15 protein-coding genes and 1 pseudogene are annotated in these 18,990 nt (G+C 37.1%); 12 read left to right on the top strand and 4 right to left on the bottom strand.

Features of this window, described 5'->3' with window-relative positions:
• Positions 1-445: 445 nt before the first annotated feature.
• From MHB48_RS10030 to yfkAB, 3 genes and pseudogenes are all read right to left on the bottom strand, one after another.
• Positions 446-694 carry a GlsB/YeaQ/YmgE family stress response membrane protein gene (locus tag MHB48_RS10030; protein WP_342597964.1) on the bottom strand — a complete coding sequence of 83 codons (249 nt, stop codon included), beginning with the start codon at positions 692-694 and terminating at the stop codon, positions 446-448.
• A gap of 82 nt (positions 695-776) precedes the next feature.
• Positions 777-1,323, bottom strand: a pseudogene (locus tag MHB48_RS10025) (isochorismatase family cysteine hydrolase).
• Positions 1,324-1,769: 446 nt separating this feature from the next.
• The gene (gene yfkAB / locus MHB48_RS10020; RefSeq protein WP_342597963.1) at positions 1,770-2,876 is read right to left on the bottom strand and encodes a radical SAM/CxCxxxxC motif protein YfkAB; all 1,107 of its coding nucleotides are present in this window, start codon (positions 2,874-2,876) and stop codon (positions 1,770-1,772) included.
• A gap of 133 nt (positions 2,877-3,009) precedes the next feature.
• Here yfkAB and MHB48_RS10015 point away from each other — a divergent pair, with 133 nt between their 5' ends.
• The 3 genes from MHB48_RS10015 (at position 3,010) to MHB48_RS10005 (ending at position 6,765) form a co-directional block, all read left to right on the top strand.
• Complete coding sequence (locus MHB48_RS10015) at positions 3,010-3,513, top strand: DinB family protein (RefSeq protein WP_342597962.1); 504 nt, start codon at positions 3,010-3,012, stop codon at positions 3,511-3,513.
• Positions 3,514-3,629: 116 nt separating this feature from the next.
• On the top strand, positions 3,630-6,338 hold the full coding sequence (acnA, locus tag MHB48_RS10010; protein WP_342597961.1) for an aconitate hydratase AcnA: 2,709 nt from the start codon (positions 3,630-3,632) through the stop codon (positions 6,336-6,338).
• Between the two features lie 220 nt (positions 6,339-6,558).
• Positions 6,559-6,765, top strand: coding sequence for a thymidylate synthase (locus tag MHB48_RS10005; protein WP_342597960.1), 207 nt, complete (start codon positions 6,559-6,561; stop codon positions 6,763-6,765).
• Positions 6,766-6,988: 223 nt separating this feature from the next.
• Here the strand turns inward: MHB48_RS10005 and MHB48_RS10000 are convergent, their stop codons facing one another.
• Positions 6,989-7,531, bottom strand: a complete 543-nt coding sequence (locus MHB48_RS10000; RefSeq protein WP_342597959.1) for a GNAT family N-acetyltransferase — start codon at positions 7,529-7,531, stop codon at positions 6,989-6,991.
• 352 nt (positions 7,532-7,883) lie between these two features.
• On the opposite strand from MHB48_RS10000, the gene MHB48_RS09995 reads away from it, so the two are divergent.
• From MHB48_RS09995 to fabG, 9 genes are all read left to right on the top strand, one after another.
• Positions 7,884-11,090: a BTAD domain-containing putative transcriptional regulator gene (locus tag MHB48_RS09995; RefSeq protein ID WP_342597958.1), complete on the top strand. Its 3,207-nt coding sequence runs from the start codon at positions 7,884-7,886 to the stop codon at positions 11,088-11,090.
• A gap of 195 nt (positions 11,091-11,285) precedes the next feature.
• Positions 11,286-12,557: a substrate-binding domain-containing protein gene (locus MHB48_RS09990; RefSeq protein ID WP_342597957.1), complete on the top strand. Its 1,272-nt coding sequence runs from the start codon at positions 11,286-11,288 to the stop codon at positions 12,555-12,557.
• Between the two features lie 145 nt (positions 12,558-12,702).
• Positions 12,703-13,470 (top strand): ABC transporter ATP-binding protein, encoded by a 768-nt coding sequence (locus tag MHB48_RS09985; RefSeq protein ID WP_342597956.1) that lies wholly within the window; start codon positions 12,703-12,705, stop codon positions 13,468-13,470.
• Positions 13,454-14,161 carry an ABC transporter ATP-binding protein gene (locus MHB48_RS09980; RefSeq protein WP_342597955.1) on the top strand — a complete coding sequence of 236 codons (708 nt, stop codon included), beginning with the start codon at positions 13,454-13,456 and terminating at the stop codon, positions 14,159-14,161. Before MHB48_RS09985 ends, MHB48_RS09980 begins: the two co-directional genes overlap by 17 nt.
• Positions 14,162-14,173: 12 nt before the next feature.
• Positions 14,174-15,034, top strand: a complete 861-nt coding sequence (locus MHB48_RS09975; RefSeq protein WP_342597954.1) for a branched-chain amino acid ABC transporter permease — start codon at positions 14,174-14,176, stop codon at positions 15,032-15,034.
• A 6-nt stretch (positions 15,035-15,040) separates the two neighbouring features.
• A complete protein-coding gene (locus MHB48_RS09970; protein WP_342597953.1) occupies positions 15,041-16,051 on the top strand; it encodes a branched-chain amino acid ABC transporter permease in 1,011 nt (336 codons plus the stop codon).
• Complete coding sequence (locus MHB48_RS09965) at positions 16,048-17,076, top strand: 3-oxoacyl-ACP synthase (protein ID WP_342597952.1); 1,029 nt, start codon at positions 16,048-16,050, stop codon at positions 17,074-17,076. The genes MHB48_RS09970 and MHB48_RS09965 overlap by 4 nt, the downstream gene beginning before the upstream one ends.
• Positions 17,073-17,984: an alpha/beta hydrolase gene (locus MHB48_RS09960; RefSeq protein ID WP_342597951.1), complete on the top strand. Its 912-nt coding sequence runs from the start codon at positions 17,073-17,075 to the stop codon at positions 17,982-17,984. The genes MHB48_RS09965 and MHB48_RS09960 overlap by 4 nt, the downstream gene beginning before the upstream one ends.
• A 256-nt stretch (positions 17,985-18,240) precedes the next feature.
• Positions 18,241-18,981 (top strand): 3-oxoacyl-ACP reductase FabG, encoded by a 741-nt coding sequence (fabG, locus tag MHB48_RS09955; protein WP_342597950.1) that lies wholly within the window; start codon positions 18,241-18,243, stop codon positions 18,979-18,981.
• Positions 18,982-18,990: the final 9 nt, after the last annotated feature.

Here is an 18,990-nt window from a genome sequence, read left to right as displayed (position 1 = left end):
CAGCTGGAATAGCAGATGTTTTCTGCACCGAAAGCGAAGCGGCAGGTGCATAAGCTGAAGGCCCCGCAGGAGCGAACAAAGGAACGAAGGCTAAGAACGCCACCTCAAATGGAAGGCAATCTAAGTTCGCCGCGTCCTGCTCCTGCGGGAAGCTCGTCGCAAAAGTTATATGCTCCTGCGCAAAGCTCGTCGCAAAAGTTCTGTGCTCCTGCGCATAGCTCGTCGCAAAAGAACTTTTGCGGCAACGATTGCATGACCCACATCCTGTGGGCCTCAACGCCTTCGTGACCAACATCGTGTTGGCCTGAGGAGACTGAAGCCATGCCCGCGGAAAGCGTCCGTCTGGAACGGAAATCAATACATTGGAAAAGGGTCCATCTCACAGTCAATGTATGACTTTAGAGACAGCCCCTTTTTGATTTATTTAGTTGTATTTAAGATAACTTTATTTACGCATTGACTTTAAGATTAAGCTTAAAATTGCTACCAAAATGATCGAACCGATTAATGCTGGAATAATTGGCATATCCCAAATGACAGGTCCCATAGATGGGAAGATTAATCCTCCAATCCAAGCCCCAACAATACCTGCGATAATATTACCAATAATACCACCCGGAATGTCTTTACCTAATATAAGTCCTGCTAACCATCCGATAATACCACCAATAATTAAATACATAATGAATCCCATATTTCCCATCTCCTTCAGAGTGTTTAATGACTTGATACTCTTTATATAACCATCCGGGAGACAGATTAAACATTCCCTATTATTATTTAATTACGGTAGCCCCTAAAGCATTGGCAAAATGATCTAACGTCCACTCGTGACCTTGAGGATTAAAGCTTGCGACTCCTTTTTCATGAATAACTATGGAAAATCCTAAATTATATGCATCCACTGTTATATGTAAGATACAAATATCCGTACACACCCCCACAAGATGCACCTCATCAACATGACGTTCTCTCATCAATTGATGCAAATTCGTTCCGGTAAATGAACTATAACGAGTCTTATCAAGCCAAATAATGGAATCCATATGTTCATCATACACATTTTTTAGTTCTCCATATAATGCACGTCCTGGTGTGTTGCGAATATTATGAGAAGGAAATAGTTTCGTTTCCGGATGAAATGGATCATTTTTTTCATGTAAATCGACTGGGAAAATAACTGCATCATCATTTGCTAAAAATTCATTCGATTAAAGAAACAATGTACGCTTCAATTAACTGTCTAGGCTCCCCACAAGTCAATGCACCATTCTCACTCACAAAGTCCACAGTATAGTCGATAACAAGTAAAGCTTTTTTCACAAATAATCAATTCCCTTTACCCATTTCTTTAGTATGATTTAATTTCAAAAATAAGCTAGTAAAATGATATATTTAGAATTTTAAAAATATTTTGTATTTTATATCAAAAGGATTTATAATAATAAAAAAGGGGTGGAGAAGATGGACATTCAAGCAACCAAAAAGTTAAATAAACAAGCGGTATGGTTTGTCATTCTCAATACAATACTCATTATGAATGTTGCAATTGAATTCTATTCCGTACATTAGAAATATAACGAGGCAGTTTGTAGCTGCCTCTAATTACATAAAAGGATATATGTAAAGGCGCTACTATATTTTACGGTTGTTTCTTGCATGTTATCCGCGGAAAGCAAGCGGATTCAATCAAATAACAACAATGTAATCAAACAGCGACTATATAAAAAATGAAACCGAATGCCTTTTCGACATTCGATTTCATTTTTTTATTTCACGGTATTACTAACAAATGTATCATCTTTATAATACATATTTTTCACTAATATGTTCGGACCTAAACATTTTACTGCTGGGCAATGGCAATTAAGAGAGTTAGACAGAGGAGAAGCTAACCATTTATCAAAGATGGTAGGAAGAGTATCTGTTTGAATATTTCCTAGTTGCGGTGCATCCCCAAAATCAGTAACAATTACTTGGCCAGTGAAAATATTAACATTTAAGCGAGAGCGTCCATCTGGATCATTTCGAGTTGACACATTTTTAGCATTGCGAAGTCGGTCTAAAAGCTGTAAACTTTTTTCATTCGTACTACAAGGATAAAAAGGGAGTGTGCCAAACAACATCCATACATTATCGTTTCGGAAATCTAAAATATTTTGAATAGCAACCTGAGTTTCTTCTAGTGTTAGAGTTGTTAGAGCAGAAGCAAAATCAGATGGGTACATAGGGTGAATCTCATGGCGTGCACATTTCATTTCTTCTACTACTTGTTTATGAATATGTTCTAAATAAGGCAGTGTCTTTTTGTTCAGCATTGTTTCAGCTGAAACCATTACACCAGCTTCTGAAAGCATGCGACTGTTGTCTATCATTCGCTGGAATAGACTAGCACGTTGCTCATATGTAGGCTTTCTTTCCATCATGGCAAAGCCAGTTTCAACAAATTCATCAATCGTACCCCAGTTATGCGATATATGTAAGACATCTAAATAAGGTGCAATGAGTAAGTATCTGTCCGGATCTAATGTTAGGTTTGAATTCATTTGTGTGCGGACACCACGACTATGTGCGTATTTTAATAGTGGGAGCACGTAGTTAGTAACGGACTTTTTCGATAGCATCGGTTCTCCACCCGTTATACTAATCGTCCTTAAATGGGGGATTTCCTCTAGTCGTTGAATGATTAACTCTATTGGCAGTGCGATTGGATCTTTTGGTTGAAGTGTATAACCAACAGCACAATGCGCACATCGCATATTACAAAGCGTTGTCGTTGTGAATTCTATATTGGATAATGTAAGCTTTCCGTGTGTCTCTATATCTCGATAAGCTTCCCATGGGTCATTTATTGTATTCATACTAAATGTATTCATTATGTAAAACTTCCTTTCCAATAATATATTGTCGCATATTATTTAGTAAAAGAAAATATGTTCTTAGAAAGTGGAATGTTTAAAAGAACTGTAGAGTATAGGTAGGATAAACAGAAACGAGTGGAGGATTTATTTGTTTTTAGAGAAAAATAATAAAATTAGAACAGAACTATTTCAGCAAGTTGATTTATTAACTGATCAACAATTCAACGAAAAACCGAACCTAACTTCTTGGTCTCCGAAAGAAATCATCGAGCACTTAGTCAGATTGGAAAAAATGATAACAAAAGGTATTAAATTTCAACTTGCAAATCCTTCAAGTCCTCATGCAATGAAAAAACCAATTCAACTTATCACAATTCGTGTAGTAAAAGTAAAAGCACCTAGCTATATTGTACCTTCAGGGGAATATCAAACAAAAGATGAAATGAAAGCTCTACTAGATGATGCTAGAGCGGAGCTTCTTTCTTTATATGCCTCTACAGATCTAAATACATTTAAAACTAAATCAATGAAGCATCCTCTTTTTGGACAGGTTCCACTTATACAATGGTTCGCATTTGTAGGATTACATGAAAAAAGACATACTAAGCAATTAGAAAAAACGATCAAAATCGTTCAAAGTCATAAGAAATAATTATGACTTATAATAATTTTAATGTAATTTACTTATCGAGGATATTCACGTATGATAATTATTGGAGAAAAGTCGCTTGTAAAGAGTCTTTTCAATAGATATTAGGAGGAATATAAATGGCAAAGAGTAGCTTACACAACAGCCGGACTTCTTTTTCACTAAATGGTAAAGAATATAACTATTACCGTTTAGCTGCATTGGAAGAAGCGGGAATCGCAAATGTATCACGCCTTCCATATTCAATTAAAGTTTTATTAGAATCTGTATTACGTCAACATGATGGTTATGTGATTAAAGATGAGCACGTTGAACAACTAGCAAAATGGGGGAAAGATGCAGACCCAGAAGCAGAAGTGCCATTTAAACCTTCACGCGTTGTACTACAAGACTTTACTGGAGTACCAGTAGTAGTAGATTTAGCTTCTTTACGTTCAGCAATGAACGAAATGGGAGGAAATCCAGACAAAATCAACCCTGCTATTCCAGTTGACCTTGTTATCGACCACTCTGTACAAGTAGATAAATACGGTACTGCTAGTGCACTACAAGCAAATATGGACCTTGAGTTCGAACGTAATGCAGAGCGCTATAATTTCTTGAAATGGGCTCAAACATCTTATGATAATTTCCGTGCTGTACCACCAGCAACTGGTATCGTTCATCAAGTAAATCTAGAGTATTTAGCTCCAATCGTTCATGTGAACGAAAGTGCTGATGGAACATTAGAAACATTCCCAGATTCAGTAGTAGGTACTGACTCTCATACAACGATGATCAACGGTCTTGGTGTACTTGGATGGGGTGTAGGTGGTATCGAAGCAGAAGCTGGAATGCTTGGTCAACCTTCATACTTCCCAATTCCTGAAGTAATCGGAGTTAAATTAGTTGGAGATCTTCCAAACGGAACAACTGCAACTGACTTAGCACTTAAAGTGACACAAGTTTTACGTCAACAAGGTGTTGTTGGTAAATTTGTTGAGTTCTTCGGACCTGGAGTATCTAAGTTACCATTAGCTGACCGTGCGACAATTGCTAACATGGCTCCTGAGTATGGTGCTACATGTGGATATTTTGCAATCGATGAAGAATCTATCAACTATTTACGTCTAACTGGACGAGACGAAGAACATATTGCTGTAGTAGAAGCTTACTTAAAAGCAAATGATATGTTCTTTGATCCAACTCTAGAACCTGTTTATACAAATGTAGTGGAAATTAATCTTGGAGATATCGTAGCAAACCTTTCTGGACCAAAACGTCCACAAGATTTAATCCCACTTACTGATATGAAAGCTCGTTACCATGAAGCAGTTGTTGCTCCACAAGGTACACAAGGTTTCGGTTTATCAGAAAAAGAATTCGATAAAACTGCAACTGCTAAATTTGCGGATCAAGATGTTGTGATTCCAACTGGTGCTGTAGCTATCGCTGCAATCACTTCATGTACAAACACATCTAACCCGTATGTTATGTTAGCTGCTGGTTTAGTTGCGAAGAAAGCAGTTGAAAAAGGATTAACTGTTCCTGCTTACGTAAAAACATCTTTAGCACCTGGTTCTAAAGTTGTTACTGGTTATTTACAAGATTCAGGATTAAACAAATACTTGGATGAAATTGGCTTCAATACTGTAGGATACGGCTGTACAACATGTATCGGTAACTCCGGTCCATTACTTCCTGAAATTGAAAAAGCAATCATTGAGAAAGATTTATTCGTAACTTCAGTTCTTTCTGGTAACCGTAACTTTGAAGGTCGTGTACATCCACTTGTAAAAGCGAACTACTTAGCATCACCACCACTAGTTGTTGCTTATGCTCTTGCTGGTACAGTAGATATCGACTTACAAAAAGATTCATTTGGTACAGACAAAGATGGCAACGAAGTATTCTTTGCTGATATCTGGCCATCTACAGAAGAAGTAAACGAAGTGCTTTCAACAGTTGTTACTCGTGAATTATTCCAAAAAGAATATGCACGTGTATTTGATGAGAATGAAGCGTGGAATGCAATTGAAACATCAACTGAATCTCTATATTCATTCAATGATAAATCAACTTACATTCAAAACCCACCATTCTTCCAAGGACTATCTAAAGAGCCTGGTGATATCCAAACGCTTGCTGGCCTTCGTGTTGTGGCGAAATTCGGTGATTCTATTACGACTGACCATATTTCACCAGCTGGTGCGATTGGTAAAGATACTCCTGCAGGTAAATACTTGCGCGAAAATGGCGTAGAAATTCGTGACTTTAACTCTTATGGTTCACGACGTGGTAACCATGAAGTAATGATGCGCGGTACATTTGCAAACATCCGTATCCGTAACCAAGTTGCTCCTGGTACAGAAGGTGGATACACTACTTACTGGCCAACTGGCGAAATTATGTCTATCTATGATGCAGCAATGAAGTATCAAGAAGAAGGTACTGGATTAGTAGTAATTGGCGGGAAAGATTACGGAATGGGATCATCTCGTGACTGGGCAGCTAAAGGAACGAACCTTTTAGGCATTAAAGCAGTTATTACGGAAAGTTTTGAGCGTATTCACCGTTCAAACCTAGTAATGATGGGTGTTTTACCACTTAATTTCTTACCAGGTGAAAATGCTGAAACACTTGGCTTAACTGGTAAAGAAGAAATCAGTGTAAACATTGCAGAAGGTGTTAAACCTCGCGACATCTTAAAAGTAACAGCTAAAGCAGAAGACGGTTCTGTAAAAGTATTCGACGTGCTTGCTCGTTTCGACTCAGAAGTAGAAGTAGATTACTACCGTCACGGTGGTATCCTTCAAATGGTATTACGTAACAAAATGCTAGAAGCATAAGTCAACAGGAAAGGACCTAATTCTAAGTGAATTAGGTCCTTTTTTTGCGTATAGCTATTTTTAGAACAGTTTAAGCTGAACTAAAGGAATTTTTAGCTTTATCTTAATTTTATGTACATACACTGATACAACTAGTAATATTAAGAAACAGTATAACATGCTTTTTTGTTAGCGACTGTCTATATTATTACAGGTATAATGGTGAAGGAGGTGTGACAAAATGCAAATAGTATTTGTTTTAACTGAAGATGGACAGGAGCTTTTTCAACTGGTGTCAAATGATGTAGCGGGTATTTTAGCTGCTGCGCAAGGAGAGAGTGTAACATTTCCGAGTGGTCACTTCAAGTATGATTTCCACAATTTAGATCACTACATAGAAGATGATGTGTACAAGCAGGAACTAGTAATTTATTTAAAAAGAGCATAAAAATAAGAAAAACGATTTTGGAATATCCAAAGAAGTATACAAAGTAAAAAGACGTAATCAGCAATAGATTACGTCTATAAAAATCCTTCTAATCTTTTTAACTATTTAGCTTCGTACTCTTCTTTATTAAAAACTTCGATATCTAGGCGTTTGTATTAACCAATCTGTAGGTCCTTTTTATAGAACAAAAAACACCTTTACTCAACGAGTTACAACATAATGATCATTTAACCCAATCAGGTCTTATTAATGAAAAAACGAATGCATCATGTGATTGATTGTCTTGATATAGATATCCTCTTAACAAACCCTCTTTTTGAAAACCTAATTTTAGTAGAAGTTTATAGGATGCTTCGTTTTCTGGAAATGTAACCGCTCCTATACGATATATATCTAACTCTTCAAAACAATATTGAATAACGGCTTCTACAGCCTCACTAATAATCCCTTTTCTCCAATGCTCTGGTGAAAGCTCATATCCTATTTCTGTACGCTTGTTTGAGATCAGGAGATTATTTAACCCAACCGTCCCAACAAATTGAGAAGTATCTTTTCGTACGATTCCCCAACGCATAGATCTTCTTTGTTGAAAATTAGTGGAAAAAGTTTTAATTAAATTTACAGCTTGTTCTTCCTCGGTAAAAGGGGACATACCGTAAAATTTAATCACTTCTTTGTTTGAAAAGATTGAATAAATCCTAGATGCGTGATCTTCCTTAATCTCTATTAACTTCAAACGTTCTGTATCTAGTATAGGAAACTCCATCTAATCTTCCTCTCTTGTCATATATTTCTTATAATAGTATAACATTTTCAACAATCAGATAAAACTCCCTTAATATAATTAATACTTTTGCTTTGGTAAGTTAGGTTGTTATTTATAGAAGCATATTTTGTGAAGAAACTCCGCTATACTCCTGAGGAAAAACGGACTCCCAAGAACCCCTTAAACGAGCTTGCGAGTTAGGTGGTTTAGCAGTTCGTCCGCGGAAAGAGTGCGGATTTTCGACGGGTAACAACATGTTCGTGTAACGTGTAAATAAATCTGAATTTGCATTCAATTTTGAATATTAATATGATACGATATGTTTAACTAATTTTGTAGATGGAGGTGAAGTATGGTAAATACTACAATTATTATGTCAAAACTAACCCCACCTATCCCATCTTCTTATTATATGAGAAGATCATCCTTAATTAAGAAGTTAAAATCTAATGTGGATAAGAAACTTTCCCTTTTACATAGTGGTGCGGGTTTTGGTAAAAGTTCTGCACTCGCACAATATTTTACAGATTCTAAAGAATTGTTCTCATGGTATACGATTACTGAAGAAGATGATGATATTCTCCCTTTTATAAGGCATTTAGTTCAAAGTATACAAAAAGTAATTCCTACTTTTGGCAAGACTCTCATGGATAAAGATTTACTCTCTATGTATCCAAAAGAGACCGAATTAACACGATGGTACTCCTTATTTAGTAATGAACTTGCAAGCATCGATAATCCATTTTCAATTGTGCTAGATGATTTTCATCTTGTCGATCACGTATTTCACATAAATTATATAGTGGAGAAAATTATCGAGTTTCTACCACCCAATATACATTTAGTCGTTGCTTCACGCATACGGCCAAAATGGTCTATTTTATTAAAACTAAAGTTAGGTGGACAACTAGTTGAATTAAAAGAAGCAGATTTCATGTTTTCGGAAGAGGAAATCCAAGTGTTTTTCGAAGATTATTTTGATAAAACGATTTCAAGTGAAGAAGCTGCAAAAATAATGAATTTAACAGAAGGATGGGCAATTGCTATTCATTTAATAGCGCTACAGGTAACTGAGACGAATAAGCAAATTACACAATTAATTGATCCAGCTTTAAAAGATTTGTTTTCGTATTTGTCCGAGGAAGTATTTTTATTAATGTCTGCAGAAGACCAGCAATCCTTATTAAACTTCAGTATTTTCCCATTGTTTACATTCCAAGAAATTAGAGACTTTTTTGGAGAAGCAGAGGTCCAACATTTAGAAAGATTAACAAGTAGTCATGCATTTATACAATCTTTAAGCGGTACGAATGCATACCGGTTTCATGCGTTGTTTCAACAGTTTTTAGAAACGAAATGGCTACAAAAGGATAAACAGCTATACTATGACATGCAAAAACAAGCAGCACATTATTTTAAAGAACAACATAATTTAGTTCAATCAATCTATCATGCTGTTAAAGCAAATGACGAATTATTTCTTGGTCAAATGCTCGTCCTATCAGCTAATTCTATGATTCAGGCTGGACAGTTTGACTGGCTATTAGATTTAATGAAAGACAACTTTTCTCTTCAAACAAGAGAACAATTTTACGAGTTATATTATTTTGAAGGCGAATGTCATCGTTACAGAGCCTATTATGAGAAAGCAAGAAAGTCATATGAGACTTGTTTAGCTTTAGCTACAGGAAAAGAAGATATTTTGTTTGTCAGCAGATCAAATGCAGGGCTTGCACATATTTATTTGGATACAATCCAACCAGCACTTGCAAAACCTTATTTAGAAGAAGCAATCAAATGGGCTGATAAAAGTCAGGATAACTTTGCAGAAAGAATGTTTTTAAAAAGGCTACTAGCTGAAAACTTAGTGAATCTTGGGAAGGCAAATGATGCAAAGGATTGGGTCATACAGGAACAGTTAGATGCCGCTATATTAAAAGAAGGTAACCTAGACGCACGAATATTTTTGCGGACTGGTATGTTAGATGAAGCAGAGCAAGTGCTAGAAACTCGCATTCGAGATGATGTAGGTTTACCGGATTCTCACCGGGAAACAGATGTACTACTCTCCTTTATCTATTCGCTTACTGGTAATATCGATGCAGCAAAACGGTCTGCTATGAGAGGAATTGAGATGGGAATCAAAGAAAAGTCAGGCTTTGTAGAAGCGGTAGGGTGGACCCGAAAAGGTCATGCAGAAATATTAGTTGACCCATTCGACTTGGAAACTCCTGAAACGTGCTATCTCAAGGCTATTCAACTTATGGACGAGTTAAACGTTTCGAGAGCAAAGGCAGAGCCATATATGGGCCTCTCTATATTAAAGTCGAGACAAGGGCGAGTTCAAGAAGCGATTTCATACGGAGAACAAGGGTTGCGTGAAACGATTAAAAGTAATGATTACTGGCTTTCTGCTTATATCTTACTAGGTTTGACAATTGTTTATTTTGAAAATGATCTTTTAGAAAAAGCAGTACTAACAAGTCGCGAAGCAAATGACTTTTTTACGAGTAATGGCGATGTGTATGGGGAAATGATATCGAATTATTGGTTAATGTGTATGTACACTCGTTTACTGGAGGATGCATCTTTTATAGATCATGCACAAAGGTTTGTAGAGATATGTCTACGCCATGATTTATTATTTTTTCTTCAAAACAAAACTGTCTTTGGTCCAGTTGACTTACAGATGATTTATCCGGTAATACAAAAAGCTTGTGAGTTATTACCAAGCAATAGTCAAGTCCAAGTACTTGCAAATCGGTTAAATATTAAACCACATATCACCTATCCTGGGTATCAGCTGAGGCTTCAATTGCTTGGTCCATTTTCACTTTTTATGGGCAATCAAGAAATCAATGAACGAAAATGGCAAAGGGATAAATCGAAAGAATTACTAACGTATCTTTACTTGCAAAAAAAACGCTTTGTACCTAAGGAAGAGTTAATGCGTGCATTATGGGAGGAAAGCGACGAAAAGACGATGAATCGAGATTTTAAAGTTGCACTTAACTCCTTATTAAAAGTACTTGAACCTAATCGTATAGCAAGAGAAGAATCTTATTTTATTATTCGAAAGCAGTCCATGTACCGTCTAAATCCAGATGCAATTATTGAAAGTGATTTAGAAGCTTTTCAAACGTGTGTAGAAAAAGGCTTAGAAGAGAAAGATCCTCATGTATGTAAGGAACTGTTATTAAAAGCGGTTAAAGCATATAAAGGCGAACTGCTAGAAGATAAGTCTACAATCGATTGGATATTACATGAGCGAGAAAAAGCGCAACAACAATATGTAATGGCCTTAGAACGATTGGCTCAAACATATACCAGATTAAAAGAATTTGAGAAAACAATTTTCTATGCACAAAAACTTTTAAAAATAGAATCTACGTGGGAAGAAGCTTACCGACTGATGATGTATGCATTTTATCAGCAGCAAAACAGAACGCAAGCGGTAAAATGGTATGAACGATGTGTTGCTGTATTAGAAGCAGAATTAAACATCGAACCGATGAATACAACGATACAAATGTATGAAATGATTAGGAGTTATGGATGAGTGCAGAGAGAATTTTCTTTCTGCTCTTTTTGAGTTCTTTTGTCTAACTACTTAATATACAACCTTTCACTCCTGCGCTAAGCTCGTCGCAAAAGATTTACATAAGGGGGTTTTTGTAACTCTTTTGTAACTACTCTTTTGTACCATTGGGTAGAAGCATGAGAACGCTTACAAAATGTTAGAAGGGGGATTTACATGACAAAAAAATTGGGATTACTGCTGACGCTTTTGTTTGTTTTGATTTTCAGTGCGGCTTGTAGTGAAAAAGCTGTAACTACACCGAAAGAGGAAGAGCAAACTACGGAAGAAACAACGGAAGAGACAACTCCTGTTTCAAGTGAAGTGACAGAAGAAGCAGGTACGATTAAAATCGGTGTGCTTGCATCTTTAACTGGAGCGCTAGAATCTTATGGAAAACAAACAAAAAATGGATTTGAATTAGGTCTTGAATACGCGACTAACGGAACAATGGAAGTCGCAGGTAAGAAAATTGAAGTTGTATTTGAAGATACTGAAACAAAACCAGAAGTTGCTGTACAAAAGGCAACTAAGTTACTAGAAGAAGATGAGGTTGATTTTCTAGTAGGTTCTTCGAGTTCAGGTGATACATTAGCTGTTCTTCCACTAGCGGAAGAGTATAAAAAGATTATGGTAGTTGAACCTGCTGTTGCAGATAGTATTACAGGTTCAGAATTTAATCCGTATATTTTTAGAACAGGACGTAACTCTTCACAAGATGCAGTAGCAGGTGCTGCGGCAATTGCAAAACCAGGAGTGAAAATTGCAACATTTGCACCAGATTATTCCTTTGGTTGGGACGGCGTAGCTGCATTTAAAACGGCTGCAGAAAAGTTAGGAGCAGAAGTGGTACTGGAGGAATTTGCTGATCCAGCAGCGACTGATTTCACATCTAATTTACAAAAAATCATCCAAGAAAAACCGGACTATCTATTTGTCATTTGGGCAGGAGCAAATTCTCCTTGGAACCAAATTGCAGACTTAAAATTGCAAGAAAAAGGGATCAAAATTTCTACAGGAGCACCTGATATTCCGGCACTTTCTATTATGGAGCCATTAGTTGGAATGGAAGGCTTCTCCGTCTATTATCATACGCTACCAAAAAATAAAATTAATGATTGGTTAGTAGACGAACATAAAAAACGTTTCGACGGTGCAGTGCCTGACTTATTCACTCCAGGTGGAATGTCAGCGGCTATTGCAATTGTAGAGGCACTGAAAAAATCAGAAGGTAATGCAGATGGAACGGAACTGATCAAAATAATGGAAGGTCTTTCATTTGAAACACCAAAAGGAAAAATGACTTTCCGACCAGAAGATCATCAAGCACTGCAAACCCTTTATTCCATAAAATTAGAAAAACAAGACGGGGTTCCTTATCCAGTACCAGTTCTAATTAGAGAGTTGTCCCCGGAAGAAACTGAACCACCGATTTTAAACAATAAGTAAGACGTTGACTTATTAAGAGCGGCAACCAAGAATACCTTAAAAACTTGTAATTTTGAGTGACGACCTAATTTATTTAGGTCTGTCACTCTCCATATTATAGATCTCTCTATGGTATGGAGAGCGACAGATGAAAGGAGTTTATTTGATGGAACCTATACTAAAAACCGAGAATTTAACGATAAAGTTTGGCGGTCAAACTGCTGTAGATCACGTGAACTTTGTTATGCCCGAAAAGCATTTCAAATCCATTATTGGGCCAAATGGGGCTGGGAAGACGACATTTTTCAATTTAATAAGTGGGGAGCTAAAACCTACAGAGGGAGATGTTTTTTTTAGAGGAGAATCTATGGCTAAATATTCTTCCGTTGAGCGTACAAGAAAAGGACTAGGTAGGTCCTTTCAAATTACCAATGTATTTCCCAATCTTACGGTCATTGAAAATGTTCGATTAGCCGTTCAATCTAAAGAGAACATACGATATCAGATGTTTCGTCATTTCACCGCTTATAAGAATTTGCATATACAAGCAGAAGCTTTACTTGAAATGGTATTACTATCAAGTAAAGCCAATTCCTTTGCCAACCAACTATCGCACGGGGAAAAAAGAAAGCTTGAAATTGCCATGTTACTAGCGCTAGATACAGAAGTATTGTTGCTGGATGAACCTACTGCTGGAATGTCTTTAGAGGAAGTACCAGCCATTCTAGATGTTATTAAACTGATTAAACAAACAGGGGAAAAGACGATTTTATTGATCGAACACAAAATGGATATGATTATGGATTTATCTGATTCCATTATGGTGCTGTTTAATGGAAAATTACTTGCGGACGGTACCCCTAAAGAAATAATGGACAATGAAACTGTACAACATGCTTATTTAGGAGGGTTATACGATGAGCACCTTGCTTAAGGTAGATAATGTGCACACTTATATAGGTCAATATCACATTTTACAAGGTGTTTCCTTCAAGGCGAAAGCTGGTGAAGTAAGTGTGTTATTAGGTAGAAACGGTGCGGGGAAAACAACTACGTTAAAAACGATCATGGGTTTAACGCCAGCGACCTCTGGTTCTATTACCTTTAATGAAAAGTCTATTACCAAAAACGCTACACATCTTATTGCATCTAACGGGATTGGGTACGTACCAGAGGATCAAGGGATTTTTGGGGCCTTGACGGTAGAAGAAAATATAAAAGTAGCGATGAGAAAAGAAGATGATGCAGCAATGGCAAGACAAGAATATGTGCTCGAGCTTTTTCCCGACTTAAAAAAGTATTGGAAAAAAGACGGTGGACATTTATCTGGTGGTCAAAAACAAATGTTATCCATGGCACGTGCCTTTGTTAACGATAGTAAATTGCTTTTAATAGACGAACCATCTAAAGGACTTGCACCGGTTATTATCGAAAAAGTAATGGAAGCTATAGTAGAAATGAAAAAGCAAACAACGATCATTCTTGTGGAACAAAACTTTATGATGGCTAGTAGAATCGGAGATACATATACACTTATCGATGATGGGGAAACCGTTCAATCTGGTCACATGAGCGAATTAGTACAAAACGAAGAGTTGAAACGTAAGTATTTAGGAATTGGGTAAGGGGGTAATGGGATGGAGCTAATTATTAATTTATTCATCAATGGTTTAGCAACAGGAATGCTTATTTTTCTACTTGCTGCGGGTTTAACCTTAATTTTCGGATTAATGAGTGTATTAAATTTTGCTCATGGCGGGCTGTTTGCGTGGGGAGCTTTTTCTGGTGTTTGGTTTTATGGAATGACAAATAGTTTTACTTTAGGGATTATCGGAGCCGTCTTAACCGGAATCGTGCTTGGATTTATAACAGAAAAACTGATTATAACTCCTGTTTATGGCAATCATGTGCAACAAATATTGATTACATTAGGCTTTATGATTGTATTATCTGAAATGTTAAAGGTGGTTTTCGGTCCAAATCAAATCCCTGCAAAAACGCCTCCTTTATTAGCTGGAAGCTGGGAAATTGGTGACGTTATTATTATAAAATATCGCTTATTTATCATTATTGTCGGGCTTGTTGTTTTTGGGATATTTCAGTTTATCTTAAAACGAACAAAAATTGGTTTAACTGTCCGCGCTGGTGTGATGAATAAAGAGATGGTGCAAGCTCTTGGTATTAATATTAAAAAAGTCTTCTTATATGTATTTATGGCAGGAGCAGCGCTTGCTGCACTAAGTGGCGTTTTAATGGCTCCTTATTCTGGTGTTATTTATGCAGAAATGGGAATGGAATTTGCTATTCTTGCCTTTATTGTGGTGGTTATTGGTGGTATGGGAAGTTTTCCTGGCTCTCTCCTTGCAGCAATTCTTGTTGGGCTAGCAGGCAGCTTTATGGCGTACTATGTTCCTGCACTATCACTTGCGGTCAATATGATGCTTATGGCAGTTGTATTAATTTTCCGTCCGCAAGGTTTGTTTACAGCGAAAGGATGATGCGAAATGAAGTCAGCATTTCAACTTAAAAACGGTATACTGCTGGTACTAGTAGTTGCGCTTGCCATATTTCCATTTGTTTCAGATTCCCGAACATGGACAATTTTACTTACACAAATCTTCATTTTCTCCATTTTAGCAATGAGTTATGATATTTTACTTGGGTATACAGGGATCGTGTCATTTGGTCATGCCATGTTTTTTGGGATGGGTGCTTATGCGACAGCAATTATGCTTAATAATTTCGAAGCATCGTTAGGCATGTTTTTCTTATCCATTGTAGTCGGTATGATTATTGCAGGAGTGATTAGCTTTTTAGTCGGTTTACTTACATTAAGATTAAAGAGTCATTTCTTTGCCATGCTTACTATGGCTGTATCAGGACTGTTTTTAGTACTGGCAGAAAAATGGAGAACACTTACACATGGTAATGATGGTTTCACTTTTCGCGCTCCAGAGTTTTTTAAAGATCGCATGATGTTCTACTTACTTGTCCTTGCTTGCTTAGTGCTCATTTTCATTCTCTTACGTAGATTTGTGGAATCTCCACTAGGAAGAGTGCTCATTGCTGTACGTGAAAATGAACAACGAACTAAGTCATTAGGTTTTCAAACACTGTACTATAAAGTAATTGCTTCTGTCATTGCTGGAGTTGTTGCAAGTTTAGCAGGCTCTTTATATGCTGTTTCGTTACGTTTTGTAAACACAAGCGTACTGACAATGGACATTACACTGGATGCCCTCCTCATGACGATTATCGGAGGTGTTGGAACGCTAATAGGACCCATTATTGGCGCAGGTGTCATTGAACTGGCCCAACATTATTTATCGGGTCTCGCGAAAGAACATCCAATATTTGAACGATGGATTATTTTCTTTGGAATTGTATATATACTAGCTGTTATTTTCTTCCCAAGAGGGATTGTAGGGACTATTCGATATGCTTTTTGGAAACGAAAAAATAAAAGCCTGAAAATAGATGTTCCCACTCCTAAAAGAAGGGAGCTAGTAAAATGACGATTGGGATAGTTAGTACTGGAGTTTATATCCCCGAACACATAATGACTGCGGAGGAAATAGCGAATCTCTCCAACTTACCACTGGAGGTTGTTAAAACGAAGATGGGGATTACCCAAAAACCTATTCCTGGACCAGATGATCATACCGTTGCAATGGGAATACGTGCCGCAGAAAAAGCACTTCAAAAGGGCAATATCGATCCGAAAACAATTGATTTAATTATCTATATTGGGGAGGAACATAAGGAGTATCCTTTATGGACTGCTGCCATTAAAATGCAAGAGGAATTAGGGGCTTATCATGCCTGGGGCTTTGATGTTGCATTACGATGTGGAACTACAATCATGGCGATGAAAGTGGCAAAAAGTATGATGGAATCGGATTCCTCTATCAATACCGTTTTACTAGCTGGAGGCTATCGGAATAGTGATTTCATTGATTATACAAACGAACGCACACGTTTCATGTTTAACTTAGGAGCAGGTGGAGCAGCGATGATCTTGAAAAAAGATCATCCTGAAAACATTGTGTTAGAGTTCGATATACTGACGGATGGATCCTTCTCGGAAGATGTAGTCGTACCGGTAGGAGGAACAAAAGAACCCCTTACCTCCGAACATTTAGAAAAAGGATTATATCGATTAGATGTGTTAGATCCAGAAGGCATGAAAACAAGACTGGAACAAAAGTCAATGCAAAACTTTATAAACGTTATTCGAAATGCATTAATGAAAAGTGGTTACACAGAAAAAGAAATAGATTATTTAGCTATTCTTCATATGAAAAAATCGGCGCATGATTTCGTATTACATGAATTGGGCTTAACGGAAGAACAGTCCATTTATTTAAGCGACTATGGCCATATTGGACAGATGGATCAAATTATCTCATTAGAATTAGCCCAAGAAAACGGAAAATTAAAAGACGGAGATTTAACTATTTTAGTTAGTGCAGGAATCGGATACGCATGGGGAGCAGTAGCAATTCAATGGGGGAAACAGAAAGGGAGTGTTGGAATATGACGTTACAAAAAGTTTTATTATCAAATGGAGAATCAATCGCTTATCGAGAACGTCCAGGTGGGGAGCAAGTAATTGTGTTAGTACACGGGAATATGACTTCGTCTAAGCATTGGGATGTATTAATCGATGCAATTGATCCCGTGTATACAATTTATGCAATCGATTTAAGAGGTTTCGGTGAATCATCTTATCATACACGCATACAAGGAATAAAAGATTTCTCCGATGATTTAAAGGAATTTGTTGATCAATTGTCCTTAAAAAACTTTCATTTAATCGGGTGGTCAACAGGTGGCGCTATTTGTATGCAGTTTGTAGCCGATTATCCTACTTATTGCGAAAGGCTTATCCTACTAGCATCTGCTTCCACTAGAGGGTACCCGTTTTTCGGTGCAAATGCAGATGGAACCCCAGACTTTAACCATCGATTACAAACAGTAATGGAAATTGAATCTGATCCTTCTAAAACACTTGCTATACAGGGACTATATGATACAAGGAATAGAGAAGGACTAAAGGCAGTTTGGAATGTCGCTATTTATTCGCATAATCAACCATGTGAAGCGCATTATGACGCCTATGTAGATGACATGTTAACGCAACGAAATCTAGCAGATGTGTATCATGCTTTAAACACGTTTAATATAAGTGCAGAGCATAATGGAGTATCTGATGGAACAAATCAGGCAAAAGACATTGCGCCACCTGTTCTAATATTAAGGGGTGACCGGGACTATGTTGTCACAGAACAGATGACTCAAGAAATCGTTGCAGATTTAGGAAATGTTGCGACGTATATACCATTAGTCAATTGTGGACATTCTCCATTAATCGATGATTTGGAGCAGTTAACGGATCGAATTGAAACGTTTCTAACCTCATCTAGTATAAGTCACCCACTTCTATAAGATGAGTGGTGAATACTAATAAATTTGAGTATCTGTGTTTATAACAGCAGCTAAGTACCGCAAAAGAATCTTTGTGGCAAACCTAAGTAACAACAGACTGTGGCCCAAATCCTCCGGCGTATTCCACATATTTTGTAAAGGAGTTCACCGAGCAAGAATGGTGCACTGTTTTCATCTAAGCTGATCGTGGAGAGGCGGAAGAAAAAATCTAAGTCAATTTTCCAAGGAGAATTTGATTTTAGGAGGAGAATGTACAATGAGATTAAAAGATAAAGTCGCCATTATCACAGGAGCTGCAAACGGAATTGGTTTGGCTGCAGCTCTACGTTTTGCGGAAGAAGGCGCTAAAGTCGTATTAGCGGATTACGATGTAGCGACAGGTGCATTACAAGAGAAAGAACTAACAGATAAGGGTTTCATAGTGAAATTTATTCAAGTAGATGTGGCAAACCGAACAAGTGTCGATGCACTTGTTCAGCAAACACTAGATCAGTTTGGACAGATTCATATATTAGTAAACAATGCTGGAATTACACGAGATGCCATGCTAACAAAAATGTCAGCAGAAGACTTCTCTCGTGTGTTAGATGTTAATTTAACGGGTGTTTTTAATTGCACACAAGCTGTAGTCCCTTATTTAATTGAACAGGGTTATGGCAAGATTATCAACACATCTTCCGTAAGTGGTGTATATGGAAACGTTGGTCAAACAAATTATGCTGCCTCAAAAGCAGCGGTTGTTGGAATGACGAAAACATGGGCAAAAGAGTTAGGACGAAAAAACATTAATGTAAACGCTGTATCGCCTGGCTTTACGAAAACATCTATGGTAGCTAAAATGCCGGAAAAAATCATTGATCAAATGAAATCTGTTATCGGTTTGCAACGACTTGCAGAACCAAAAGATATAGCGAATGCTTACTTATTTTTAGCATCTGATGAATCTAGCTATGTACATGGTCATGTACTACAAGTGGATGGCGGGATCATGATGTAATGAAAGGGG

The sequence above is a fragment of the Psychrobacillus sp. FSL H8-0483 genome (assembly GCF_038637725.1).
In the GTDB taxonomy this organism is placed as follows: Bacteria; Bacillota; Bacilli; order Bacillales_A; family Planococcaceae; genus Psychrobacillus.
Note: the sequence above shows the minus strand (reverse complement) of the source record. Positions and strands in the feature narration are given on the sequence as shown.